Raw genomic sequence first — 25,683 nt, forward strand, 5'->3', positions numbered from 1 at the left:
CCGGTCACCGCCGCGGCCCGCACCGTGGCAGCCCCCGCCGCCATGTCGTCGCGGTCCGGGCCGGAGCCAGGGCCCGCGGTCAGCCGGCCGCGCCGCTCGCCAGCCCCACGAGACGGCGGGCCTTGAGCTCGGTCTCCTGCCATTCGTCCAGGGGATCACTGCCCCAGGTGATGGCGGCGCCGGTGCCGAAGTGCAGCCGGCCATCCCCGAACCAGAACGTCCGGATGCCGACGGACAGCCAGCCGCGGCGACGGTCGGCGTCCACCCAGCCGATGCCCCCGCAGTAGGGGCCGCGGGCCACCGGCTCCAGCTCCCGGATGACGCGCAGCGCGCTCGACTTCGGCGCGCCCGACACCGAACCGGCCGGGCTCGCCGCCGCCAGCAGTTCCGCCCAGCCCACGCCGGGCCGCAGCCTGGCCCGCACGGTCGAGACCAGGTGGACCAGCCCCGGATGCTCCTCGACCGCGCACAGCGCTGGTACGGTGACGCTGCCCGGCCGCGCCACCCGACCGAGATCATTGCGTACCAGGTCGACGATCATGATGTTCTCGGCGACGTCCTTGTCCCCCAGGTCCCGCTCCGTCCGCCCGGTTCCCTTGATCGGGCTGGACCGGACGACGTCGCCCGCGCGCTCGAGGAACAGCTCCGGCGAGGCTCCGACGACACGCAGGCCCGCCTCGGGCACGTCCAGCACGACGGCGTACGGCGCCGGATTGCCGGCGGCCAGGATGGCCGCCAGCCCCGCCGGATCTCCCCCGCCCGCCGCCCCGCTCGCCGAGGGCGCGCCGCCCCCCGGGAACGGCAGGGGTGCCGACAGCACCCGGCAGAGGTTCACCTCGTAGACGTCGCCGGCGGCGATCCGCTCCCGGATGGCGGCCACCCCCGCGAGGTAGGCCGCCTGGTCGAGACTGCTGCGCCAGGATCCCGGCGGCGGGCCGCTCCACGCGCCCCGCCGCAGGGCGGCCGGGCCGCCGGGCGGCGCGGGGCGCACGTCGGCGAAGCGCACGCAGCGCACCGCGCCCTCGAAGTCGGCGACGACGCCCCAGAACCCGCCGCGGTCCAGCACCGCGGGATCGTCGCTGATCTCCCGGACCCCGCTCGCGAGGCGCCCGCCGGCGAGCAGGTACGGGCCGGGCCGGCGCGGCGGTGTTGCCGCGCCGCGGCGAGCGGTCCGTTCTGGAGCGCCCATGTTCGTCCGGCTCACCCCGATCACGGTACGCGGTCGCCAGCTGACCCGCCTCGCCCGGGCGGGACCGCCCCCGGGCCAGCGCCCACGGTGGGAGGCTCCCGCGGGCCCGGTGGACGTGCCGTGGGAGAAACCCGATGTTCACGTGGGATCCCTTGACCCAGCGCAACACTTCCGCGACGTCTCGCGGGCCATTCGACGCGAGGCGCCTTCGTCCGCTAGAGTGCTACCTGCACCGCCAAGAACGACTCCAGCAAGACCAGCGGCGGTGCGATGCGGACGTGGCTCAGTTGGTAGAGCATCACCTTGCCAAGGTGAGGGTCGCGGGTTCGAATCCCGTCGTCCGCTCGGAAGCAGAGGGGCTTGAGGTCCGTCAAGCAACGGCCTCCCGCGGCGGAGTGGCCGAGTGGTTTAGGCAAGGGCCTGCAAAGCCCTGTACGCGGGTTCGATTCCCGCCTCCGCCTCTGGTTCATCGCGGGCGATTAGCTCAGTGGGAGAGCGCTACCTTGACACGGTAGAGGTCACTGGTTCAATCCCAGTATCGCCCACCCCGCACAGCATCAGACCATCACCTGAAGGCCACTCCTCGGAGTGGCCTTCGTCATGTCCGGCAGGCGTCAGCTGGCGGGGGCAGCGGGGGTGCTGGTCGCGCCGAGGAGGTAGGCCGTGAGCCCGTCGGCGATGCCGGCGGCGGCGCGGGCCCGCCAGGTCGGGTCGACGAGCAGGGCCGCGTCCGCCTGGTTGCGCATGTTCCCGCATTCCAGGAACACCTTCGGGACGCGGGAGAGGTTCAGGCCGCCGAGGTCCGAGCGGATCGTCATGCCCTCGACACCGAGGTAGTCCGCCAGCGGCTGCCCGGTGGCTCGGCCGAAGGCCGAGCGCAGCGTGCCGGCGAGCAGGCTCGACGGTGCCAGGATGGCCGCGTTCTCCCGATCAGGGCTCAGCGCGGGCGCGATCACGTGAAAGCCGCGCCCGGTCGGTGGGCCGCCGTCGGCGTGGATGGACACGACCGCCGCGGCGCCGGCGTCGTTGCCGATCCGGGCCCGCTCGTCGACGCAGGGTCCCACCCCGGTGTCGGTGGCGCGGGTCAGTCGCACCGTCGCGCCGCGGGCGCGCAGCAGGACCGCCGCCCGCTGGGCGAGGTCGAAGGTGAAGGCGTGCTCGGGGTAGCCGGCGTTCGTCTCGGCGCCGACGGTGTCGCACTCCTTGTCGAACCCGCCGGCGGGGACCTGCCGGTTGATGGCCGCGCCGGCGCCGCTGTTGCCGCCGTCGTGGCCGGGGTCGAGCACGATGACGCGGCCGGCGAGCGAGGTCGGCCCGGGCGAGATGCCCGATCCGGCGGCGGAGCGGCCGTGCCCGCCATCCAGCACGTATCGCAGGGCGAATCCGGTCACCAGGGCGAGCACCACCACGGCGGCGACGTAGAGCAGGATCGCCGGCCGGAACCTGACCGGCATGCAGTCTCCCGCCGTTCAGGCTCCCGCCGCACGAGGGCGAGCGGGAGCGGTGCAGGGTGGAGTGGAGGGTGGAACAGTCCAGGGGTGGTGCGGCCGGAGGGATCCGGCCACGGGTGGCGCCGCCGGAGGCGGCGGGCAGATCCGTACGCGTCGGCTTCACACCGTATGCGACGTCCGCGACGGGGCCACGCACCCCGTCACGCCGAGACCACCGCGTGGTGTCCGCGGCGGCACCGCGGGCCTCAGGCGGTGACGAAGTCGATCAGGCGTTCCACCGCGCCGAGCAGCCCCACCTCGAGGTCGGCGAAGCTGTCGACGCTCGCCAGCACCCGCCGCCACATCTCGGCCGGCTCGGCCACTCCGAGTGCCTGGCAGACACCCTCCTTCCACGGCTGGCCGCGGGGCACGTCCGGCCAGGCCGCGATGCCTACCGACGTCGGCTTCACCGCCTGCCAGATGTCGACGTACGGATGCCCGGTGACGAGGACGTGCGGGCCCGCCGCCGCCGCCGCGATGCGGCTCTCCTTGGAGCCGGGGATGAGATGGTCGACCAGGACGCCGAGGCGCCGCGCGGGCCCCGGCCGGAACTCCTCGATCACCCCCGGCAGCTCGTCAACGCCGTCGAGGCACTCGACGACGACCCCCTCGACCCGCAGGTCGTCCCCCCACACCCGCTCGACCAGGGCCGCGTCGTGCAGCCCCTCGACGTAGATGCGGCTGGCCCGGGCCACCCGCGCGCGATGGCCGGCGACGGCGATCGACCCGGAGGCGGTGCGCGCCAGCGCCGCGGGCATCGCGCGGCGTGGCCGCACCAGGGTGACCCGACGGCCCTCCAGCAGGAACGCGGCGGGCTCCAGCGGAAACACCCGCCGGGCACCATGCCGGTCCTCCAGCGTGACCGCGCCGAGCTCACTGCCGACCACGGCACCGCAGAAGCCGCTGACCACGTCCTCGACGACGAGGTCGGCCTCGAGCTCGACCTCGGGTATCGTCGGCCGGCTCGTTCGGGCGGCGGGCGCCAGGACGTCGGGGCCGTAGTCGCGGCTGCGCATGCCGCGAACCTAAGCCGTCAGACGCCCATGATCAGGGATATCGGCACGGGCGTGTCGGGATGCGACACTAAGGGCATAACCCGCCGCGCGGGCAGGCCGGGGCGGGGCGTCGACGGGAGGCGGCCGGACGTGACCGAACGCTACGGGCCTGGGATCGCGCTGCTGGTCGTGGACGTCCAGAACGACTTCGCCGACCGGGCGGGCAGCCTCTACGTGGCGGGCGGTGAGCAGGTCGTGGCGGGGATCAACGCGGAGGTCACCGCGGCCCGGGCCGCCGACTCCCCCGTCTTCTACAGCCAGGACTGGCATCCCGCCCATACGCCCCATTTCGTCACCGGCGGCGGCGTCTGGCCGCCGCACTGCGTGGCGGACAGCGCGGGCGCGGCCTTCCATCCCGAACTGGTGGTGGCCGGCGAGGTGATCCGCAAGGGGGTGGACGGCGGCGACGGCTACTCGGCGTTCTCGGTACGCGATCCGTCGTCCGGCGAGCGCCGCGCGACCCTGCTGGGCGCCCGGCTCGCCGAGCTCGGAGTGGCGACGCTCGTCGTGGTCGGCCTGGCCGGAGACCACTGCGTCCGGGCCAGCGCGCTGGACGCGCGGGAGCGAGGTCTGTCGGTGCGGCTGCCCCTGGCGCTCACGCGGTTCGTCAACCTCGAGCCCGACGACGAGGGGCGGGCGGTGACGGCGATGCGCGACGCCGGAGTGCTGGTCGGCTGACCCGGCCAGCCGGCAGGTGGTCGGACGACGACCACGCGGTCGGCCGGCGGGGAGAGTCGATGCTTCGTGGGGTCAGGTCGGTCGACCCGGGGTCGATCGACATCGGTCGGTCAGTGGTGCGGTTCGGTCAGCTGCTCGGGCTGGCCAGGCGGCTCGGACCGGTCAGGCAGCGCAGTCCCGGCAGACCATCCGCCGCTCGTCGAAGAGCTGGCTGCGATGGTGCACGAGGTAGCACTGCGTGCAGGTGAACTCGTCGGCCTGGCGGGGCAGTACGCGGAGGTTCAGTTCCTCCCCGGCCAGGTCAGCGCCGGGCAGGCCGAGCTCGGTCTCGAACGGGTCGACGTCGTCACCGAGGTCAGCCGCCGCATCCGCCCGTCGCGCCTTGAGGGCCTCGAGGCTCTGCTCGGAGGCGTCCTCTATGTCAGCTGTGCGAGGGGTGTCGTAATCGGTGGCCACTTAAGTAACTCCCAGAAAGGTTGTTCGTGGTCGTGCGCAAGCCTCAACGCATGACCGCCGGGGTATGTGCCCGTCAGACCCGCGCTACCCTGATGTGGGCTTCACCACACCCGGGTGTCCGATCCGCCCTGATGCGTGCGCGGCACCGGACGATGGGCGACTCCGGATCACGCTGACGCAGGCCAGCGGCAGTGTGGCCATGGATGCCGCTGGCCGGCGGCCGGCCCAGCCCGACCCCCTCCCCCGGCCGTGCGGGGTCGGTGCCAGGCGCGCCGTCGCGTGGTGCGTGGGCGCGTGGGCCGGCGCTCAGCCGGTCCGGCGTAGCCAGGTGATGGGGGCCCCGTGCGCCCCGCGGCGCAGCGGTTCGAGCACGTCGTCCCACGCGGTGCCGAGCAGCCGGTGCAGCCCGCGGGCGAGCGTCTCGCGGGCCTCGCCGCGCTCGAGCAGCGCCCGCAGCGCCGCCTCGCCGACCACCACGTCCCCGTTGGCCGCGATGGCCGCCCGATGCAGGCCGAGATCCGGCGTGTAGGAGTAGCGCTCGGCGTCACACCCGGGCGAGGGACCCTCGACTGTCTCAAAGGTGACATGGCCCAGCCGGCGCAGCGCCGCCGCGACCCGGCCCGCCGTGCCCGGCGAGGCGCGCCACTCCAGCCCGGCGAACAGGAATCCGGGCATGCCGGGCTGCGCCGTCCAGGTCAGCGACACCGGCGACGACAACACTCCGGACGCGCCGAACTCCAGGTGCGGGCACAGCGCCGGCGGACAGGCGAGAACCGCCAGCTTGCCCGGCACGGCGAAGGACGACGAGCCGGATGACAGCTCACGAGCTGTCGGGGACATTGCGACCACGCGGGACCTCCGTCGACGAGGAACGCCTTCCCCTGCGTCTCATCGACCCGCCCCCGTATGGCTTGCCGGAATCGTCCCATGGCCGCGCCCGGCGGACTAGCCCCACCCCCTCCCAGAGGTATGACTCATTAGTCGCAAAGGTGGGCCTACCGCCGAACCATGGCTGGCGGGCGCCGGCTGGTTCGTCCGGCAGGGGCCCGGTCGCCACCCGGTCAGGTCAGGTCAGCCCTGGTCGTGATCCGGCGCGGCCGGCGGCGTCGGGTTGGGATGTGTCACGGCCGGTGACGTCCCGGCCGCGGCCGTCGCCGCCGGGGACTTCGCAGCCGGGGCTTCACGGCCCGGAGGCTTCACGGCGGCGGCCTCGACCGCGCCGCCCAGCAGCCCGCCGAGGCCGCCGAGCGCGCCGGTCAGCTCGCTGGGCACGATCCACAGCTTGCTGGCCTGGCCCTGCGCGATCTGCGGCAGGGTCTGCAGGTACTGGTAGGCCAGTAGCTTCTGATCGGCGTTGCCCTCGTGGATGGCCCGGAAGACCGTGTCGATGGCCTTCGCCTCACCCTGGGCGGTGAGGATCTGGGACTCCCGCTCCCCCTCGGCGCGCAGGATCGCGGCCTGCTTCTCCCCCTCGGCGCGCAGGATCTCGCTCTGTTTGACCCCCTCGGCGGTCAGGATGGCGGCGCGGCGGTCCCGCTCGGCGCGCATCTGCTTCTCCATCGAGTCCTGGATGGAGCGGGGCGGGTCGATCGCCTTGAGCTCGACCCGGTTGACCCGGATGCCCCACTTGCCGGTCGCCTCGTCGAGGACGCCGCGCAGCTGGCCGTTGATCTGGTCCCGGGAGGTGAGGGTGGCCTCCAGGTTCATCCCGCCGATGACGTTGCGAAGGGTGGTCACGGTCAGCTGCTCGATCGCGCGGATGACGTTGGCGATCTCGTAGGTGGCCGCCCGCGGGTCGGTGACCTGGAAGTAGATGACCGTGTCGATGCCGACCACGAGGTTGTCCTCGGTGATCACCGGCTGCGGCGGGAAGCTGACGACCTGTTCGCGCAGGTCGATGCGATCGCGGATGCGGTCGACGAACGGCACCACGAGGGCGAGCCCCGGGGTGAGGGTGCGGTGGTACCGGCCGAGTCGCTCGACGACCATCGCGCGCGCCTGCGGGACGATCCGCACCGCCCTGGCCAGTGTGATCAGCAGTACGGCCGCGATCACCACGGCGACGATGACACCTGCCATGACCTGTCCTCCCTGTCTGGACCGGCGCCCCACCGCCCGGAGCCGGTCAGCGGGGCCGGGTCCGCCCGTCCCGGGCCCGGGGATCCCGGGTCAGAGTTCGAACCTGTGCACGATGGCGGTCGCGCCGTCGATGCGCAGCACGTGGGCCTCGCTGCCGGCCTCCAGCACGGTCGAGGTCGGGTACGACCGGGCCGACCAGACCTCCCCGCGGATCTTCACCCGGCCGCCGTCGCCGTCGACCCGCTCCAGCACCACCGCCCGCTCGCCGACCAGTGCCTCGGTCCCGGTGCGCAGTTGCGGTACGTCACGCTGGAGGTGGCGGCGGGCCACCGGGCGAAGGCCGAGTCCGAACCCGCCGGCGGCCACGGCGAAGGCGACGATCTGCCAGACCGCGTCCACGCCGAGCAGCGCGGCCGCCGCGCCGACCAGCGCGGCCAGCGCGAACATCACCAGCGTCAGGTCCAGGGTCAGCAGCTCGCCGACGAACAGAGCGCCGGCGACGACGACCCAGATCGCCCAGTCGGCCATGCTTCCATGCTAGGCCCGGCCGGTCAGCCGCGGATCAATGAGATTTCAATGTCCCGGGTGTCGTGACCTCGATGTTCACGCGCCCCTCGATCAGGGAGGGCCCGCTGCCCGTAGGCTTCGTGCCTATGTCGCAGGTTTGGCCGGGCAGCCCCTATCCCCTGGGCGCCACGTACGACGGCTCGGGAACGAATTTCGCGATCTTCTCAGAGATCGCCGACCGGGTCCAGCTCTGCCTGTTCGACGACGCCGGCCATGAGGAACAGATCGACATGAAGGAACGGGACGCCTTCGTCTGGCACGCCTACCTACCCTCGGTCGGTCCGGGGCAGCGCTACGGCTACCGCGTCCACGGCCCGTACGCGCCCGCCGCCGGCCACCGGTGCAACCCGGCGAAGCTGCTGCTCGACCCGTACGCGAAGGCCGTCGATGGGGAGGTCGCCTGGGATCAGGCGGTGTTCCCCTACGCCTTCGGCGACCCGGACAGCGTCAACGACGCCGACTCCGGGCCGCACATGATGAAGTCGGTCGTCATCAGCCCGTTCTTCGACTGGAACGGGGACCGGCCGCCGCGCACGCCCTACAACGAGTCGGTGATCTACGAGGCGCACGTGCGCGGGCTGACCAAGAACCATCCGGGCCTGCCCGAGGAATACCGGGGCACCTACGCCGGCGTCGCCCACCCGCTCATGATCGAGCACTACCGGCGGATCGGCGTGACCGCGATCGAGCTGCTGCCCGTGCACCAGTTCGTGCACGACGAGCACCTGGTGCGCCAGGGCCTGCGCAACTACTGGGGCTACAACTCGCTGGCCTTCCTCGCCCCGCACAACGGCTACTCCGCCTCCGGCGGGCAGGGCCGGCAGGTGCAGGAGTTCAAGAGCATGGTCAAGAACCTGCACGAGGCGGGGATCGAGGTGATCCTCGACGTCGTCTACAACCACACCGCCGAGGGTAACCACATGGGCCCGATGCTGGCCTTCCGCGGCATCGACAACGCCGCCTACTACCGGCTCGTGGACGACGACCCGCGCTACTACATGGACTACACCGGCACCGGCAACAGCATGCGGGTCCGTCACCCGCACGTCCTGCAGCTGATCATGGACTCGCTGCGCTACTGGGTCACCGACATGCACGTCGACGGCTTCCGCTTCGACCTGGCGGCGACACTGGCCCGGGAGTTCTACGACGTCGACCGGCTGTCGTCGTTCTTCGACCTGGTCCAGCAGGACCCGGTCGTCTCCCAGGTCAAGCTGATCGCCGAGCCCTGGGACCTCGGCGAGGGCGGCTACCAGGTGGGCAACTTCCCCCCGCTGTGGACGGAGTGGAACGGCAAGTACCGCGACACCGTCCGCGACTTCTGGCGCGGCCAGGAACAGGGCATCGCCGAGTTCGCCTCCCGGCTGACCGGGTCGAGCGACCTGTACGAGAACAGCGGCCGCCGACCCTGGGCGTCGATCAACTTCATCACCGCCCACGACGGCTTCACCCTGCACGACCTCGTCTCCTACAACAACAAGCACAACGAGGCCAACGGCGAGGACAACCGCGACGGCTCCGACGACAACCGGTCGTGGAACTGCGGGGCCGAGGGGCCGACGGACGATCCGCAGGTGCTCGCGCTTCGGGCCGCGCAGACCCGTAACCTGCTGACGACGCTGTTGCTGTCCCAGGGGGTGCCGATGCTGGTCGCCGGAGACGAGATGGGCCGCACCCAGCACGGCAACAACAACGCCTACTGCCAGGACACCCCGATCTCCTGGCTGGACTGGGCCGACGCCGAGCGCAACGCCGATCTCGTCGACTTCGTCGGCCATGTGTCGCGGCTGCGCCACGATCACCCGATCTTCCGGCGGCGGAAGTTCTTCCAGGGCGCGTCGCCGCGCGGCCAGGGCGGCGCCGACGCGGCGGGCGCGGGTGACGATCCGTCCGGCAAGGACATCGTCTGGCTGCGTCCCGACGGCCTGGAGATGACCGACGCCGACTGGGAGTCCGGTACCGCGCGCTCCCTCGGCGTGTACTTCAACGGCGACGCCATCCCCGACCCGGACGCGCTCGGCCAACGCATCGTCGACGACTCGTTCCTGCTGTTCTTCAACGCCCACTTCGAGCCGGTCGGCTTCCGGGTTCCGGCGCCGACCTTCGGCGACGAGTGGGAGACGGTCGTCGACACGCGGCGCTCCACCGCCGAGGTCGAAGCAGGCCTGGAGTCGATCGCGCTGGCGCACTCGGCCCTCGACCCCGCCGACATCGGCAAGGTCGTCAAAGCCGGCGACCCACTCGAGATCGACGCCCGTTCGACGGTCGTGCTGCGCCGTGTCCGCTGACCCGACGACGCCCCTGGGCGGCTCCGGCCGCGCGCGGATCGTGCCCACGTCCACCTACCGGCTGCAGCTCAACCTCGACTTCTCCTTCACCGACGCCGCGGTGGTCGTCCCGTACCTCGCCGCGCTCGGGGTGTCGCATCTGTACCTGTCGCCGGTGCTGGAGGCGGCACCCGGCTCGACACACGGCTACGACGTCGTCGAGCACGGGCAGATCAACCCGGAGCTCGGCGGCACGGGAGGCCTGCGCCGGCTCGTCGCCGCCTGCCGCAAGGCCAGCCTCGGCCTCGTCGTCGACGTCGTGCCGAACCACATGTCGGTCACGCCGCAGGCGGCGAACGCGGCCTGGTGGTCGGTGCTGCGCGAGGGGCCCGAGTCGCCGTACGCCAGCTGGTTCGACATCGACTGGGCCGCCCCCGACAACCCGGGCCGGGTGCTCGTGCCGATCCTCGGCACCGGGCTCGCCGACTGCCTGGCCGCCGGGGAGATCTCGGTGGAGCGCGACACCGAGGGCGCGTGGGTCGTCGTCTACTACGACCACGTGCTGCCCACCGCGCCCGGCACCGCCGACCCGGACGACGTCGCCGGCACCCTCGACGCCCAGTACTACCGGCTGTGCTGGTGGCGGGTCGGCGCCACCGAGCTGAACTACCGCCGCTTCTTCGACATCACCACCCTCGCCGGGCTGCGCCAGGAGGAGCCCGACGTCTTCGCCGCCACGCACCGGCTGCTCATCGAGCAGGTCCGGGCCGGCACCTTCGACGGGCTGCGCATCGACCATCCCGACGGGCTGGCCGACCCGGAGGAGTACCTGCGGCGCCTCGCCGAGGCGTCCGGCGGGGTCTGGACCGTCGTCGAGAAGATCCTCGAGGACGACGAGGCGCTCCCCGAGAGCTGGCCGTGCGACGGCACCACCGGCTACGACGGCATCGGCCGGCTGACCCGGCTGTTCCTCGACCCGGTCGCCGGGCATCCCCTCGCCGCGCTCTACCAGGAGATCACCCGCGTCGACCCGGGCTACGAGGCGGAGGCGCGGGCCGCCAAGCTCGACGTGCTCGCCACCGTGCTGCAGCCCGAGATCGACCGGCTGACCACGCTGGCACTCGGCGAGGCCCGGCGCGCCCGCGCCGACCTCACCCGCACCGGGCTGCGCGAGGCGCTGTGCGAGGTGCTGGCCGCCTTCGACGTCTACCGGGCCTACATCCGCCCGGACGGTACGCCGAGCCTGGAGGCCCGTGGGCACGTCGTGCGGGCCTGCGAGCAGGCGCGCTCCTACCTGCCGGGCCGCTCGGCCGAGATCGACCTGATCGAGGACCTGGCGCTCGGCGGACCGCCCGAGTTCGTGATCCGCTTCCAGCAGACCTGCGGCCCGGTGATGGCCAAGGGCATCGAGGACACCGCGTTCTACCGGTACGCGCGGATGATCGCGCTCAACGAGGTCGGCGGCGACCCGGCCCGCTTCCCCGCGTTCACCACCGGGCATCCGCGCAGCGCCGTCAACGAGTTCCACGAGGCGAACGTCACCGCGCAGCGCACCTGGCCGCTGACGATGACCACCCTGTCGACCCACGACACCAAGCGCTCGGAGGACGTGCGGGCCCGGCTCGCAGTGCTGTCCGAGGACCCGCGGGGCTGGGCGGAGGTCGCCGGCCGGCTGGTGCGCCTCGGCGAGCGCCACCGCGACACCGAGCAGGGCTGGCCGGACCGGCCGACGATCTACTTCCTGCTGCAGACGCTGGTCGGCGCCTGGCCGCTGCCCACCGAGCGGGCCACCAGCTACATGCTCAAGGCCGTGCGCGAGGCGAAGCTGTACACCAGCTGGACCGACAGCGATCCCGCCTACGAGTCGGCGCTCACGAACTACATCGAGTCGGTGCTGGAGGACGACGAGTTCCTCGCCGTGCTCGGCGGCTACGTCGGCGGGCTGGTCGAGCTCGGCCGGCAGAACTCCCTCGCCCAGAAGCTGCTGCAGCTGACGATGCCCGGCGTGCCCGACGTCTACCAGGGCCAGGACCTGTGGGACCTGTCGCTGGTCGATCCGGACAACCGGCGGCCGGTGAACTTCGGCGACCGGACGAAGCTGCTCGCCGAGCTCGGCGCCGAGATCGCCGCGGAAGGCGCCAGCCCGCGCCGCCCGCCGCTGCTCGACGACTCGGGCGCGGCGAAGCTGCTGGTGGTCGCCCGCGCGCTGCGGGTGCGCCGGGACCACCCGGAGTGGTTCGGCGCGCACGCCACCTACCGGCCGCTGTGGGCGTCCGGCTCGGCGGCGGAGAACGTGGTGGCGTTCACCCGCTCCGAGTCGGTGGTGACGGTGGCGCCGCGCCTGGTCCTCGGCCTGCGCCGCGGCGGTGGCTGGCGGGACACCACCGTGACGCTGCCCGACGGCCGGTGGACCGACGTGCTGACCGGCCGCAGGCATGACGGCGGCACGGCCTACGTCCTGCGTCTGCTGCGCGACTTCCCCGTCAGCCTGCTCGTCCGTTCCTGACGGCCTCTCCCGGGCGACGGCGAGCGCCGGACCGCCCTCTGCCCTCCAGGAGAAACGATCCGGCGCGCGCCGTCATCGATGTGCGGCGGTCAGCCGCCCAGGGTCGGCGGGGCGGGCACGGCCTGTGCGCTGCCCGGGGCATCGGACCCCGACGCGCCGCCCGCGCCGCCCGGGGCGCCCGGGTGGACGAACCGGTGGATCCACGGCTTGCCCGCCGGGGCGCCGGGGGGCGGCTGGAGGGTGAGGGCCACCGTCCAGGTGCGGTTCGTGGACGGGCGGTGGACGACGAGGTGCACGGTCCGCGTCCCCGAGTCCGGCGGCAGCAGCTTCTCGATGACCTTCCGGTCGGGCTTGCCGTTCACGATCGGCGCCGCCCCGTCGATGGACTGGACGACGTCACCCGCCCGCAGTCCGGCCGCGGCGGCCGGCCCGCCCTGGACCTGGGCGATGGTGAGCACCGGCGCGCCGCCGCCCGCCGGCGGGCCGACGTGGATGGCGAACACCTGCCCGCCGTGCGTGTCGCAGGTGGCGATGCCGAACTCGGCCGTGCCGCCCGCCTCGCCCGCCGGGGCGCGGACCACGTTGCGGCGGGTCACCGGACCCGAGCCGTCCCCGGCACCGCCCGCCACGAACGTGGCGCCGTCCACCGTCTCGCCGTCCACCGGGGCGCCCTCGGGGGCCGGCAGGGCGGGCGCCGAGGCGGACTGCCCACCCGCGCCGAAGACCTCGTTGTGCACCGCCCCGCCCGCGGGCTGGCCGCCCGAACCCGGCAGCGTCTTGTGGACGATGCCGTCGGGGGGCAGCGGGCAGGGGGCGCCCTTGCCGTCGCCCGCCGCCGTGACGTTGGCGATCGCCGGGTGGGCGGAGCTGACGCTGGTGGCGGTGACGCCGGCGGCCGAGGAGACGGAGCCACTCGGCGGGGAGGCCTGGGCGGCGCCGGCGGTGAGGCCCACACCGACCGGCAGGGCGACGGCCATGGCGGCCACCGCCATCACGGACTTCCGTGTCGTTCGCAGGGGAGATCTCATGTCGGCCAGGCTGTCAGCGAGGATGTTGCCGCAGGATGAACGCGATCGTTAACGCCGGTGTTACAGCCTGTTCGATAGAAGGTCGACATGCGCGTGCTGGTGGCGGAGGACGAACGTGAGCTGGCCGACCTGGTCGCCGAGGGGTTGCGCCGGCACGCGATGGCCGTCGACGTGGCCTACGACGGCGCCGCGGCGACCGAACGACTCGCCGTCCACGACTACGACGTCCTGGTGCTGGACCGTGACCTGCCCGCGGTGCACGGCGACGACATCTGCCGCGACCTGGCCCGGGCCGGGGCACGCACCCGCATCCTGATGCTGACGGCGGCGGCCTCGGTGCCCGAGCGGGTCGCCGGGCTCGGCCTGGGCGCCGACGACTATCTGCCCAAGCCGTTCGACTACGCCGAACTGGTCGCCCGGGTGCAGGCGCTCGGGCGGCGCAGCCGGGCCCCGGTGGCGCCGGTGCTGACCCGGGGCGGCCTCGTGCTCGACACCCGTCATCTGCAGGCGTCGCGGGACGGTCGGCACCTGCGGCTGTCCCTGAAGGAGTTCGCCGTGCTGGAGGTGCTGATGCGGGCGGACGGCGCGGTCGTCAGCGCCGAGGCCCTGCTGGAGTCCGCGTGGGACGAGCACGCCGACCCGTTCACGTCCGCGGTCCGAGTGATCATCAGTCGGCTGCGCGGCAAGCTCGGCGACCCGCCGTGCATCCACACCGTGCCCGGCGCGGGATACCGGTTGTGAACGACGGCGGGATGCGGGGGCGCTGGGGAGCGGGCCGGCTGGGGACGGTCCGGACGCGGCTGACCCTGCTCTACAGCGGCCTGTTCCTGCTCACGTCCACGATCCTGCTGGTGGTGACCAACCTGCTGTTGCGGGGCGTGCTGCGGAGCAAGGTCACCGCTATCACCGCGACGTCACCGGTGGGCGCCGGCGCCCCCGCGCCCAGCGCGGGCATCGGCGCCGGGGGGACCAGCGCGTTCACCGGCTCCGGCGTGGGGTCCGCCGTGGGGTCCGGCGCACCGGCGGCGGTGCCTGGCGGCCCCGACCAGACCGGCTCGCCCGACGTCTACTTCGGCCGTCTGGCGGTCGTCGACCGTCTCCCGGACACGGTGCTGCACTACCAGTGGACGGTCGCGGCGATCACGATCGGGATTCTGGCGCTGGTGTCCGTGGCCGCCGGATGGTGGCTCGCCGGGCGGCTGCTGCGGCCGCTGCACCGGATCACGGCCACCGCGCACCGGCTGTCCCTGTCGAACCTGCACGAACGGATCGCGCTCGCCGGCCCGCGCGACGAACTGCGCGATCTCGCCGACACCTTCGACGAGATGCTCTGCCGGCTCGAGGCCGCGGTCGACGCGCAGCGCCGTTTCATCGCCAACGCCGCCCACGAGCTGCGCACCCCGCTGGCGCTGCAGCGCGCCGCCATCCAGATCGGGCTGACCGATCCCGATCCCGACCGCCTCCCCCAGGTCCGCGGCCAGCTGCTGGCGGCCAACCAGCGCACCGAGCGCCTCATCGACGCCCTGCTGCTGCTCGCCCAGACCGAACGGGGCCTCGCCACCCTCGAACCGGTGGCGCTCGACGCCCTCGTCCGGCAGGTGGCCCTGGAGATGCTGCCCCCCGCCGACGGCGAGCCACCCGGTGCCCACGAGCTCTCCGACGACCGGGCGCTCACGAGCCGGGTGCGGCTCCCCTCCGGGGTCACGCTGGCCATCCACGCCGAGCCCGTGGTCGTGCTCGGCGACGCGGTCCTGTTGGCGCGGCTGGTCGGGAACCTGCTGGACAACGCCGTGCGGCACAACGATCCCGGCGGATCGGTGGCCGTGCACCTGTCGGCGGCGGGCGTCCTCACGGTCAGCAACACGGGTCCGGTCGTCCCCGACGACCGCCTCGCCGAGATCTTCGAGCCGTTCCGCCGGCTGCACACGCCGCGGACCCGTTCGGCGGCAGGCTCGGGGCTCGGGCTGTCCATCGTCCGGTCGATCGCGTCGGTGCACCGCGCCACCCTCACCGCCACCCCGAACCCCGGCGGCGGCCTGCTGCTCGCCGCCCACTTCCCCACCGCGACCGGATAGCGGCCCGGCGCTGCGGCCGCGGCCCGGTGTGCCGGGCGGGCTGGGTCGCGCCGGGAACGCGCGAGGCCCACCCGGCGGCCCCTCGCGGGGCGCCCGGTGGGCCTCGGCTGCATCAGGTCAGGAGGTCGGCTGCGGAACGATGCGCAGGTAGGGCTTCGGCTCCTCCCAGGTGCCGTAGACCTTCTTGGCCTCGTCGTTGCTGACGGAGCCGGCGATGACGACGTTCTCGCCCTGCTTCCAGTTCACCGGGGTGGCGACCTTGTACTTCGCGGTGAGCTGCAGGGAGTCGATGACCCGCAGGACCTCGTCGAAGTTGCGGCCGGTGGTCATCGGGTAGACGAGGATCAGCTTGATCTTCTTGTCCGGGCCGATGACGAACACGTTGCGCACGGTCTGGTTGTCGGCGGCGGTGCGGTCGGCCGGGTCACCGCTGACGTCGGCGCCGAGCATGCCGTACGCCTTGGAGATCGTGAAGTCGGCGTCGCCGATGAGCGGGTAGTTCGGGGCGGTGCCCTGGGTCTCCTCGATGTCCTTCGCCCAGTCGGCGTGCTTGTCAACCGGGTCGACCGACAGACCGATGATCTTCACGCCGCGGCGGTCGAACTCGGGCTTGATGCTGGCCACGTAGCCAAGCTCGGTGGTGCAGATCGGGGTGAAGTTCTTCGGGTGCGAGAAGAGCACCGCCCAGGAGTCGCCGATCCACTCGTGGAACTTGATCGCGCCCTCGGTGGTGGCGGCCACGAAGTCAGGCGCGGTGTCGCCGATCGTCAGAGTCATCGTCGTCTCGTCTCCGTTTCGCAGGGCCGCGGGGCTCGGGGCGCCGCGGCGCGTTGGTGCGTCGTCCGTCATGTGTGCGGCGATTCCCCCGCCGCATGCTGCCGGTGCTGCATCGTGCCTGGTAGATCGTGCCTGGTAGGTGGTGCAGGGAGAACACTACGGACAGGGCGTTCCCTGAGCGTTCCCTGCGCCGGGTGCTACTCGACGCCACCGGCCTGGCGGCGGGCTCGGGCCGTCCAGTAGGGGTGGCCGGCCTTGTCGAACGCGGCCGCCGCCGCCTCGAATCCTTCCCGGGCGGCCGCCCGATCACCCTCGCCGACCGCGATCCAGGCGGCCGCCGAGGAGGCCATCGCCTGCCAGGCCGTGCTGTCGAACGACTCGGCGGTGCGCTCGGCGATCGCGGCGAACTCGCGGGCGCCACGCAGGTCACCGGTGCGGGCCAGCGTCTCGGCGGCGAGTGGGTTCAGCATCGCCCCGCAGCTCGGGCAGTCGCCGTACCGGCTCGCGGTCTCCCGCGCCGCGGTGACAGCGGCGACGGCGGCATCCAGATCGCCCTGTTCGAGGGCGGCGAGTGTGGCGATGCCGTGCAGGCGGGCCCAGGCATGCCGTGAACTCGGCGCCACCGTCGCGATCGCGGTCGCCCACCGCAGATGCGCCGCGGCGTCCTCGAACGCTCCCGTGCAGACCGCCAGCTCCGCGCGGCGCAGCCACGGCAGGGCCACGGTACGGCTGCCCATCGGCGTGTACAGCTCGCAGCTGCGGGCCAGGCAGGCGTCCGCCTCGCCCCAGTGGCCGGCGAGCAGCAGCGACTCGCCGAGCAGACACCAGGCGAAGGCCTGCACCGCCACCGCGTCGCAGCGCTCGGCCAGCGCCAGGGTCTGGCGGGCGTAGTCGCCGACGTCGCCGGCGAGGGCGTCGCCGTAGAGCTGGTACTGGCCGGCGCAGTGGTTGATCTCCAGGTAGCGGCTGACCTGGCCGCCGAGGTCGGTGCCGGACAGCCGGCGGACCTGCGCCTGCAGGCCTGCCCGCCAGTCGCCGCGCAGGTGGGAGATGATCGCCAGCGCCTCGAGGGCGTCGACGATGTCCTCGTCGTCGCCGTGTTCGCGGGCCGTCTCGTGTGCCTCGTCGGCAAGGTCGCGGGCAGCGCCCAGATCGCCGTGTTCCCAGGCCAGGTGGGCGCGCACGCAGGCCAGCCGGCCGCGTTCGGCGGTGTCCGGCCCGAGCGCGTCGGCCTTGGCGAGATGGTCGGCGGCGGCGTCGGTCTGATGGCCCATGAGTAGCGCGGTGGCCATCCGCCGGTGCAGCCTGCCAGTGCTAGCCGGCTCGTTCGAGGCCCGCAGCGCCTGCTCGTAGGCCTTGCCGGCACCGTCCGCGTCGCCCGACTGGGCGCGCAGGTCGCCGACCTTCTCCCACAGCTCCACGGCGAGATCGGGCTCGGCGGTGTGGCCGCCGCGGATCTCCTCGTACAACCGCTGGGCCCGTGGGCTCGGCTCCACGCCCAGCTCGGCGTGCAGCGCCGCCCTTAGCCGCTCGTACTGCCGCCGGGCCTCGTCCCGCCGTCCCGCCAGCGCGTACAGGCGCATCAGCCGGACATGGTTCTCCTCCTGCACGGTGTCGGCGGCGGCGTCGGCCCCCGCGACGAGCCGGTTGACCACGCGGGCGGCCTCGTTGAACTCGCCGCGCTCCTCCAGCACGCGGGCGAGCTCGGTGGCCAGCGCCGTCCAGTCCGCGTGCAGCTCGTCCCGTGGGCCGGCGGCCCAGTCCTCGTAACGGTCCTCCGGCAGCAGACCGTCGCGGTACAGGTCGAGGGCCGCCCAGTGGATGGAGGCGTCCCTGCTCTGGCGGGCCAGCGCCGCGGCGGCCCGGTACTCGGCGACATCGACGGACAGCCCGTCGGAGCGCAGGCACAGCAGGTCACCGATCGACTCGATGAGCGCGGCGCCGTCCGCCGAGAGGCCGTCACCATCCAGTGCGCGGCGGGCCGCGTGCAGCGCCTTACGCAGGTTCGCTGCAGCGGCCGCCGGTTCCAGCTCCGGCCACAGGACGTCCATCACCTGCTCGCGCCGCAGTCGATACCCCGGCGCCAGCGCCAGCAGCTTGACCAGCGCCGCCGGCTTGCGCCGTGACCACGCACCGTCCGGCACCGCCCGGTGCCCGACCAGCACCCGAAACCCGCCGAACAGCTCGATCCGAAGCCCTGCCAACCGTGCCCCCCACGCCCGTACCCACGTGACCTCACCTGATGGTGCCACCTGGAACCGGGCGAACAGCCCCTCTCGGCACACCACGGGGGTCGACCGCGCCGGGCCGCGGGCGCTGTCACCATAGGTCGAACGCTGTCACCACAGGTACGGACATTGCGCCGCGCTGGCGTGGCCGGGAGATGGCGAGCCGCGACCGACCGGACAGACCGGACAGAGGAACCCGTGAATCTCAGCCTCGGCGTCTTCGACATCTTCGCCTACTCGGTTCCCGGCTCGCTGTACCTCGCGCTCCTGCTGTTCGTCCTGGACCAGGCGGGCTGGGCCGATCTCGGGCAGATCGGCGATCTCAACGCGACGCTGCTGATCGTCGGCGGCATCCTCGCCAGCTACCTGCTCGGTCACCTCACCTACGCGCCGAGGCGCTTCCTGGGACGGCGGCTGCCTCAGTGGCTGCATCCCGGGCCCGGCGCCAGGCAGGAGTTCCTCGACCGTTATCCGCCCGCCCAGGCGATGGCGTTCGTCCGCGTCGACCCGGCGGTCGTCTTCGCGGCCGTCGAGGTCAAGGCGCCCGACTCGGCGGTGGAGATCAGCCGGCTGCGGGCGAGCGGAATCGCCCTGCGCAACGCCGGATTCGCCTTCCTCCTCGCCGCGGTCGTCGCCCTTGTCGAGTTGGCCGCCGGACCCGAGCGTGGTCTCGCGGGATTCTGCGTGGCGGCCTTTCTCGTCGGCTTTGTCGGCGCGACGCGGGCCGGCCACGAACTGTCCCGGTGGGCCGCCCTCAAGACCCTCGAGGTCGCCCTCTGGATCCCCGACATCGAGGCGACACTGGCCACCATGTCACCAGCCCCGCCACAGCCGCCTCCCCCACCACCGGCCCCGACCGGATCTCCGTAGACCACCTGAAAGTCGGTATACACCACCAATTCCGGCAGCCGATGTCCGGACTATTCCCTTCCGCGCATTACGTGTTGCAATCCCTCGTAGGGGCGATGCGGACCGCCACATTCCAGGCAGAGCACTTCTCACAACGGCAGCCAGTTGCAATCCCTCGTAGGGGCGATGAGGACCCGAGGATAAACGGGCACGTCAGGCGGCGTGTCGTGGGGGTGGAACGGGGGTGGTTTGCAGCGGGCCGGCGGTCTGACATCAACATCGGCAGATCTTGTCCGGGTCTTGGCATCGATAGACGGTGACCGTTGTCGGATCATGGCATGGGTGGCTCGGCTCAGACGTCGCGGGCGGTGTGTCGCGATGGCGGGGATCAGGCAGGAGCTCCAGGGCCACCGTAGGAGGTCGAGCGGGGCATACACGACCGGTCGGGCTGATGGTGGTGGTCATGCGGGAACGTGGCACCGTCCGCTCGGACCGTGCGGGCTGGGGCGTTCGGGTGGTGAAACCGGGTAGTACGGGCACCTTTGGTTGGGGCCGTTGTCACGGACACGGCATGTCCGGCGGCGGGGGGCGGTAGACAGGAGGCTATGAGCACCTTCCGGCTGTGGGCCCCGGACGCGAAGACGGTCAGCCTGGTCGTGGCGGACTCCGCCGGCGACGCCACCCATGAGATGTCCGCCGGGCGCGGCGGCTGGTGGTGGGTGAACGTGCCCTCGGCCAAGCATGGCACCGACTACGCCTACGTGCTCGACGGGCGTGGCGACGAGCTGCCCGACCCGCGCTCGGCCTGGCAGCCCTCCGGCGTGCACGGGCGGTCACGTCTCGTCGACCATGCGACATTCACCTGGACCGACGCGAACTGGCGCGGCATCGCGCTCGCCGGCAGCGTCCTCTACGAACTGCATGTCGGGACGTTCACCCCGGAGGGCACGTTCGACGCCGCGATCGGCAAGCTCGACCATCTCGCCGAACTCGGCATCGACGCCGTCGAGCTGCTGCCCGTCAACGCTTTCCCGGGCAGCCACGGCTGGGGCTACGACGGGGTCGGCCTGTGTGCCGTGCACGAGCCGTACGGCGGGCCCGACGGGCTGAAGCGGTTCGTCGACGCGGCGCACGCCCGCGGCATCGGCGTGGTCATGGACGTCGTCTACAACCATCTCGGCCCGGACGGAAACTACCTGGCCCAGTTCGGCCCCTACTTCACCGACCGCTACATCACCCCGTGGGGCCCGGCGGTGAACCTCGACGCCCCCGGTTCGGACGAGGTCCGGTCGTTCATCGTCGACAGCGCGCTGTCGTGGCTGCGGGACTACCACTGCGACGGGCTGCGCCTCGACGCGGTGCACGCCTTCCAGGACAGCCGGGCGCTGCATCTGCTGGAGGAGATCTCCGAGGCGGTGCACCGGCTGGGCGCGCAGCTGCGCCGGCCGCTGTTCGCCGTCGCCGAGTCCGACCTGAACGACCCGAGGCTCGTCTCCGCGCCGGAGGCCGGCGGCTACGGGCTGGACGGGCAGTGGTGCGACGACGCGCACCACGCGCTGTGGGCGGCGCTGTCCGGCGAGCGGCAGGGCTACTACGTCGACTTCGGGTCGATCGCGACGCTCGCCCAGGCGCTGACGAAGGGCTTCGTGCACGACGGCGGCTACTCGACGTTCCGCGGCCGCTCGCACGGCCGACCGATGCCGCCGACGACGCCGGCCTACCGGTTCGTCACGTTCCTGCAGAACCACGACCAGATCGGCAACCGCGCCGTCGGCGACCGGTCGTCGGTGCTGCTCAGCGACGGGCTGCTGCGCATCGGTGCCGCGCTGCTGCTGACGTCGGCGCTGACTCCGATGCTGTTCATGGGTGAGGAGTGGGGGGCGCACACGCCCTGGCAGTACTTCACCGACCACACCGCGCCTGGTCTCGGTGACGCGGTGCGGGAGGGTCGCCGCGCCGAGTTCGCCGCGCACGGCTGGGGCCCGGAGGACGTGCCCGACCCGCAGGACCCGGCGACGTTCGAACGATCCCGGCTCGACTGGTCGGAACCGACCCGGCCCGGCCACGCCGGCCTGCTGGACTGGCACCGCCGCCTGATCGCGCTGCGCCGCCGGCTGCCCGCGCTGACCGACCCGGCCTGGTCGTCCGTCGGCTGCACCTTCGACGAGGACGCTCGCTGGCTGGTGGTGCGCCGCGGGGACGTGGCGATCGTCGCGAACCTCGCCGGGGAACGCCAGGCCGTGCCGCTCGACGGGGTCCCGTTCGATGCTCCGGCGGCCTCCGCGCCCGGCTTCACGTACATGCCCGGTCGGGTCGAGCTCGACGGCGAGTCCGTCGTGATCACCCGGCTGCTCCCGCCGGAGCCGTCCGCGTCCTAATCCGTCCCGTGGCCCGGCGCGGCGGGCGGGCCTGGTTCGGCCGGACGCGGTCGGTCAGCGGCGGACGCGTTCGCGGGTCAGGTAGGCGTACAGCCCGCCGAGCACTGCCAGACCGACGAGCAGCACCATGACCAGCAGGACGACGTAGGTTCCCATGCGTCCATCGTCCCAGGAGCACCCGCCGCCGGCGACAGGCCGTCCACCGGCGTGGCCGGCATCGGGCACGGAGGCGGCACCGGACGAAGAGGCACAGGCACGGACCGTCCCGCTTGTTGAAGGCACGCGGGCGTGGCTCTGTCCGCCGCGGTGAGGATCGGCTCGAGCGTGTGGGTGCCACGCGGGGAGCGGATACAGTCGACGCGGTGCGATGTCTGCTCCCCTCACCCGCACCGTTCGGTGATGTGCCACCCGGGCAGGAGCCCGGCGACGAGGCCGATCTCGACGCGGCGTACGCCTACCCGGCCGAGGCCGCCCACACCAGCTACGTACGGTCGAACTTCGTCGGCGCCGTCGACGGCGCGGCGGAGGTCGACGGCCGGTCGGGCCCCCTCGGCGGTGAGGCGGACCTGCGGGTCTTCCGGACGCTGCGCTGGCTGAGTGACGTGGTCCTCGTCGGCGCCGGGACGGCCCGGCACGAGAACTACGGTCCGGTGATCGTGCCACCCGAGCGGCGGGAGCGCCGACGGGCCGCCGGGCTCGCGGAGGTCCCGCCGGTCGCCGTCGTCACCGCGAGCGCCGGCCTGGACCCGGCCGCCCGGCTGTTCGACGCCGAGGTACGCCCACTCGTGCTCACCTGCGACGCCGCCTCCCCGGCGCGGCGGGCGGCGCTGGCGGAGGTCGCGGAGGTCGTCGTGTGTGGGGACGCGGCCGTCGACATGCCGCAGGCGCTCGCGGCACTCGCGGCCCGCGGGTTGACCCGGGTGCTCACCGAGGGCGGCCCGATGCTGCACGCCCAGCTCGGCGGCGCCGGGCTGCTCGACGAACTCTGTCTGACGGTTGCCCCGCTGCTGGCCGGACCAGGGCGGATCGGCATCGTGCAGGGCGCCGCGTGGCCACGGCCGGTGTCAATGCGCCTGGTCCACGTGCTGGCCGAGGACGACAACCTGTTCCTGCGCTACCGGCGGTCCTGATCGCGGCCTGGGCCCGAGGCCACCGGGCCGGGCGCAGGGGTGACCGGGCTGGGTGCGCTCACTCGGTGCCGGGTTTCACCCGCCTCCGTCCACAGGGCGGGCAGCGCCCGGGGGTCGTCCACAGGAGCTGATCGGAGCCTTCGCACCCGTCGCCGGCGTTGTTACGGTCGCCGCACCGACCCTGAACCGACGGTGGTGTGCCGATGACGATTCCCGACGGAGCCGGAACGACGGTGTCCGGCGCGCTTGCCGTGGCGCGCCGCGCCCAGCGTGAGGTGGCGGCCGCGTTGGAACGTGTCGTGGCCGCCGGTGTCGGAGCCTGGGAAGGCTCGGCCGCGGAGCTGTCCGCCGGGCTGCTGCGCCGGCTCGCGGCGGAGGCCACCGAGCTGCTGGACAGCGGTGTGCGGGCCTGCGAGCAGGCCCGTGCCCACCCATCCGGCGCCGCGGCGCCGCGGGCGATCGGCTGAGCGGCGGATGGCCACCCCCGGTGCCGCGGCACCCCTTCACCGCACCGACGGGCCCTCCGCCCAGCGGCGGATCATGGTCGACCTGGCAAGGCTGGCCGCGCTGGTCGCGGCGGTGCGCGCCGCCGCCGAGGCGTTGCGGTCCGGCGCGCGCGGCCTGGCCTGGGCCCTGTCTACGATCGGTGCCTCGGTGGCGCCCGCTGCGCGACTCGCCCGGGTGGGTGCCGCCGTCGACGCGGAGGCGACCTCGCTGCACGGCCACCTCACGCAGGCCGCGCAGGCCGACAGGCCGCTACCGATACCCCATGCCCGGTGGCCTGACGCCGGCGATACCCCACCCTCACCCTGGTCCGACGCGCTGGTAGTGCGCTCCGCTGCCTTCACCGGCGCGGACGCGGCGACGTCGACCGACGCGAACGCCTCGGCGTCGACCGGCGCGGACGCAGCGGCATTGGCCGCGGGGCGGGCGGCCGCCAGGCTGCTGGCACCCGTGGCCGTGGCCCGCGGCGGCACAGCCGGTGCCGGGCGCGGTGGCGCGGCGGGCCCCGAGCATGGCGCGGCGCCACGCGGCGCTGGATCGGGCCGGCGGCTCGGGACACCAGGTGGCGGTGCCACCGTGGGCGGCAGCACGCCGGGCTCGTCCGCCGCACGTGGCGCGTTCGATGCCCTGCGCGCCCACGGGGGCCAGGCCGGGTTCGTCACCGGCTTCTTCGACGAACTGGGCCCGTCCGGGCTCGCGCGGCTGCTCACTGTGCTCAGCGGCCGCCCGTCAGGGCCGCTCGGCAACCGTCCGGCGCCGCCGTCCGGGCTGGACGAACAGGTGGACGTGCCCGTGCTCGGCCGTGCGTTCGCCGCGTACAGCCGGCTGCGGACGCTCGGCGACGCCTGGCTGGGACGACTCAACACCCTGGGGCGGGCCGATCGCGCCGATGCCGTCCTGCTGCGGCCGCTGCTCGGCGCCGGCCGCGTCGATCCGGCGCTGCTGGATCGGCTGGGCCGGCTCGCCTTCGGCCCCGGGCGTCAGCCGCCGGCGCCGGCGGACCGGAGCCTGGCCGTGGTGCGCCAGCTGCCCGCCGGTCCCGGCCGGCGGGCAGCGGCGGAGCTCGCCGCCTACGAGGTCACCCTGCTGGACGCGATCACCGCCGCTCCGGGCCTGGTCGCCCGCTTCGCCGTCCGGCATCTGGCGGAGGTCCTGCAGGTCGCGTCCGTGGGCGCGCTGGGCCTGCCCGTGCGGGTCGGCCTGACCGAGCAGGCGGCGCGGGCATGGTCGCGGCTGGTCGCCACCGCCGGGAGCACGGCTGTGCGCCAGGCCGACCCGGCCGGCTCAGCGCGGTTCGTCACCGGCCTCGCCCTCGCCGTCGCCGCCGCCGGCGAGTCGGCGTTGCCCCTGCGGCTGCGCGCGGCGTTCGTCCCGGCGCTGCACACCTATGGTGCCGAGATCTACGGCGCGGTGACGACCGTCGTGCCGGGCGCCATCGGCTCCACGCGTCCAGCAGGTCCAGCAGGCGCGCGAGGTCCGGCCGGCTCCGAGAGTCCGGCTGGCTCCGAGGATCTGGCCGGCTCCAAGGATCTGGTCGGCGTGGTGGATCCGGTCGGCGTGGTGGATCCGGTCGACGCTGTCCGGGCGGTCCCCGACTCGGCGTGGCGGGCGCTGCTGCGGGAGTCCCTGCGCGGCGGTGCGACGACCGGGCTGTTGGCCCGGGACGCGGCGGCGTTCGGCGTCGGCCTCGAGGAGGCGACCGCGCGGCGCACCCAGGGCTGGAACGTCACACCCGGCGGCCTGCCCGCGAGCCCGCGCGCACTCGGCTACCTGCGTGCCGTGCGGGCGCAGGCCTTCTTCACCGAGGCCCTCGGCGACGCGGCCGACGCGGTGGTGCGCGCGCACGCCGACGCGGGCGCGCAGCACCGCAGACAGCAGGCGGTGCTGCTGGACCTGCTCGCCACGTCCGCCGGCGCGATCGACCCGAGGGACCCGGCGGGTACCTTCGCCCGCCTCGGCGTCGGGGTCACCGTCGTCGAGGTGGAGGCGATGATCCGTGATCGGTTCCGGGACGTGCCCACCGCCGAGGCCCGGCGGGTCCTCGCCGAACTGCGGGTCGCCGCCCGCGCGAACCCCCACTGGGCCGGAGCGTACGAGGCGAGCGCCCGCCTGCTGTGGCAGCGACGCGGTAGTGACCCACTGCGCCCGGTCACCGTCACCGGCGCCGACGGCCGCCCCCGCGTCTATACCGGCGATCCCCGCCACGACGGCTTCATCACCGGCCCGGCGACCGACTTCCTCGACCCGTCCGGCGACCCACGGCCGGCGGCGGCGATGACGTCGGCGCAGCGCGGCGCCTACCTCGCCTGGCTGGAGAGCCCGGCCATGGTCGCGAACAACGACCGGTTGCCGGTCCTCGCCGGGATGGCCGGCAGCGCCGAGGAACCACCGGTGCCGCCCGACCACGTCCTGCGGCCGGGAGGATGA

Annotated in this window: 20 protein-coding genes and 3 tRNA genes; 13 read left to right on the top strand and 10 right to left on the bottom strand. The window is 73.4% G+C overall.

Annotated elements, in window-relative coordinates; all coding sequences use genetic code 11:
* Positions 1-79: 79 nt before the first annotated feature.
* Positions 80-1,204, bottom strand: coding sequence for a chorismate-binding protein (locus tag AC6EXY_RS05330; protein WP_499816694.1), 1,125 nt, complete (start codon positions 1,202-1,204; stop codon positions 80-82).
* 257 nt (positions 1,205-1,461) lie between these two features.
* On the opposite strand from AC6EXY_RS05330, the gene AC6EXY_RS05335 reads away from it, so the two are divergent.
* From AC6EXY_RS05335 to AC6EXY_RS05345, 3 genes are all read left to right on the top strand, one after another.
* Positions 1,462-1,534, top strand: a tRNA-Gly gene (locus AC6EXY_RS05335).
* Positions 1,535-1,578: 44 nt separating this feature from the next.
* Positions 1,579-1,650, top strand: a tRNA-Cys gene (locus AC6EXY_RS05340).
* 12 nt (positions 1,651-1,662) lie between these two features.
* A tRNA-Val gene (locus AC6EXY_RS05345) sits at positions 1,663-1,734 on the top strand.
* A gap of 69 nt (positions 1,735-1,803) precedes the next feature.
* On the opposite strand, the gene AC6EXY_RS05350 is transcribed toward AC6EXY_RS05345, so the two are convergent.
* Positions 1,804-2,643 (bottom strand): N-acetylmuramoyl-L-alanine amidase, encoded by an 840-nt coding sequence (locus tag AC6EXY_RS05350; RefSeq protein WP_101835031.1) that lies wholly within the window; start codon positions 2,641-2,643, stop codon positions 1,804-1,806.
* Between the two features lie 242 nt (positions 2,644-2,885).
* On the bottom strand, positions 2,886-3,695 hold the full coding sequence (locus tag AC6EXY_RS05355; RefSeq protein WP_101835033.1) for a DUF3097 domain-containing protein: 810 nt from the start codon (positions 3,693-3,695) through the stop codon (positions 2,886-2,888).
* A 129-nt stretch (positions 3,696-3,824) separates the two neighbouring features.
* Here AC6EXY_RS05355 and AC6EXY_RS05360 point away from each other — a divergent pair, with 129 nt between their 5' ends.
* A complete protein-coding gene (locus tag AC6EXY_RS05360; RefSeq protein WP_101835035.1) occupies positions 3,825-4,412 on the top strand; it encodes an isochorismatase family protein in 588 nt (195 codons plus the stop codon).
* A gap of 162 nt (positions 4,413-4,574) precedes the next feature.
* Here the strand turns inward: AC6EXY_RS05360 and AC6EXY_RS05365 are convergent, their stop codons facing one another.
* The 4 genes from AC6EXY_RS05365 to AC6EXY_RS05380 all read right to left on the bottom strand — a co-directional run bounded on the left by AC6EXY_RS05365 (position 4,575) and on the right by AC6EXY_RS05380 (position 7,475).
* A complete protein-coding gene (locus AC6EXY_RS05365; protein ID WP_101835037.1) occupies positions 4,575-4,868 on the bottom strand; it encodes a DUF4193 family protein in 294 nt (97 codons plus the stop codon).
* A gap of 306 nt (positions 4,869-5,174) precedes the next feature.
* Complete coding sequence (locus tag AC6EXY_RS05370) at positions 5,175-5,708, bottom strand: DUF3145 domain-containing protein (RefSeq protein WP_165818634.1); 534 nt, start codon at positions 5,706-5,708, stop codon at positions 5,175-5,177.
* 231 nt (positions 5,709-5,939) lie between these two features.
* Positions 5,940-6,947 carry an SPFH domain-containing protein gene (locus tag AC6EXY_RS05375; protein WP_243408033.1) on the bottom strand — a complete coding sequence of 336 codons (1,008 nt, stop codon included), beginning with the start codon at positions 6,945-6,947 and terminating at the stop codon, positions 5,940-5,942.
* Between the two features lie 90 nt (positions 6,948-7,037).
* Complete coding sequence (locus tag AC6EXY_RS05380; RefSeq protein ID WP_101835041.1) at positions 7,038-7,475, bottom strand: NfeD family protein; 438 nt, start codon at positions 7,473-7,475, stop codon at positions 7,038-7,040.
* Between the two features lie 125 nt (positions 7,476-7,600).
* Between AC6EXY_RS05380 and glgX the strand changes: the two genes are divergently transcribed.
* Both glgX and treY read left to right on the top strand, forming a co-directional pair.
* On the top strand, positions 7,601-9,802 hold the full coding sequence (gene glgX, locus AC6EXY_RS05385) for a glycogen debranching protein GlgX (RefSeq protein ID WP_101835075.1): 2,202 nt from the start codon (positions 7,601-7,603) through the stop codon (positions 9,800-9,802).
* A gap of 37 nt (positions 9,803-9,839) precedes the next feature.
* On the top strand, positions 9,840-12,287 hold the full coding sequence (gene treY / locus AC6EXY_RS05390; RefSeq protein ID WP_499816710.1) for a malto-oligosyltrehalose synthase: 2,448 nt from the start codon (positions 9,840-9,842) through the stop codon (positions 12,285-12,287).
* Positions 12,288-12,376: 89 nt separating this feature from the next.
* Here treY and AC6EXY_RS05395 read toward each other — a convergent pair whose 3' ends face one another.
* Complete coding sequence (locus AC6EXY_RS05395) at positions 12,377-13,279, bottom strand: PDZ domain-containing protein (protein ID WP_499816693.1); 903 nt, start codon at positions 13,277-13,279, stop codon at positions 12,377-12,379.
* Between the two features lie 123 nt (positions 13,280-13,402).
* Here AC6EXY_RS05395 and AC6EXY_RS05400 point away from each other — a divergent pair, with 123 nt between their 5' ends.
* Positions 13,403-14,056 (top strand): response regulator transcription factor, encoded by a 654-nt coding sequence (locus AC6EXY_RS05400; protein WP_101835045.1) that lies wholly within the window; start codon positions 13,403-13,405, stop codon positions 14,054-14,056.
* Positions 14,053-15,390 carry a sensor histidine kinase gene (locus AC6EXY_RS05405; protein WP_207770553.1) on the top strand — a complete coding sequence of 446 codons (1,338 nt, stop codon included), beginning with the start codon at positions 14,053-14,055 and terminating at the stop codon, positions 15,388-15,390. The genes AC6EXY_RS05400 and AC6EXY_RS05405 overlap by 4 nt, the downstream gene beginning before the upstream one ends.
* Before the next feature lie 117 nt (positions 15,391-15,507).
* On the opposite strand, the gene AC6EXY_RS05410 is transcribed toward AC6EXY_RS05405, so the two are convergent.
* Together AC6EXY_RS05410 and AC6EXY_RS05415 are read right to left on the bottom strand one after the other, a co-directional pair.
* Complete coding sequence (locus AC6EXY_RS05410) at positions 15,508-16,167, bottom strand: peroxiredoxin (protein WP_101835047.1); 660 nt, start codon at positions 16,165-16,167, stop codon at positions 15,508-15,510.
* Between the two features lie 197 nt (positions 16,168-16,364).
* Positions 16,365-18,371, bottom strand: a complete 2,007-nt coding sequence (locus tag AC6EXY_RS05415; protein ID WP_101835049.1) for an AfsR/SARP family transcriptional regulator — start codon at positions 18,369-18,371, stop codon at positions 16,365-16,367.
* A gap of 222 nt (positions 18,372-18,593) precedes the next feature.
* Between AC6EXY_RS05415 and AC6EXY_RS05420 the strand changes: the two genes are divergently transcribed.
* From AC6EXY_RS05420 to AC6EXY_RS05440, 5 genes are all read left to right on the top strand, one after another.
* A complete protein-coding gene (locus AC6EXY_RS05420) occupies positions 18,594-19,265 on the top strand; it encodes a hypothetical protein (RefSeq protein ID WP_499816691.1) in 672 nt (223 codons plus the stop codon).
* Between the two features lie 584 nt (positions 19,266-19,849).
* Complete coding sequence (gene treZ / locus AC6EXY_RS05425; RefSeq protein ID WP_101835053.1) at positions 19,850-21,622, top strand: malto-oligosyltrehalose trehalohydrolase; 1,773 nt, start codon at positions 19,850-19,852, stop codon at positions 21,620-21,622.
* 401 nt (positions 21,623-22,023) lie between these two features.
* Positions 22,024-22,752 carry a pyrimidine reductase family protein gene (locus tag AC6EXY_RS05430; protein WP_499842303.1) on the top strand — a complete coding sequence of 243 codons (729 nt, stop codon included), beginning with the start codon at positions 22,024-22,026 and terminating at the stop codon, positions 22,750-22,752.
* A gap of 203 nt (positions 22,753-22,955) precedes the next feature.
* Positions 22,956-23,219, top strand: a complete 264-nt coding sequence (locus AC6EXY_RS05435; RefSeq protein ID WP_133150874.1) for a hypothetical protein — start codon at positions 22,956-22,958, stop codon at positions 23,217-23,219.
* A 7-nt stretch (positions 23,220-23,226) separates the two neighbouring features.
* Positions 23,227-25,683: a hypothetical protein gene (locus tag AC6EXY_RS05440; RefSeq protein WP_133150875.1), complete on the top strand. Its 2,457-nt coding sequence runs from the start codon at positions 23,227-23,229 to the stop codon at positions 25,681-25,683.

It is taken from the genome of Frankia sp. RB5, assembly GCF_059816245.1.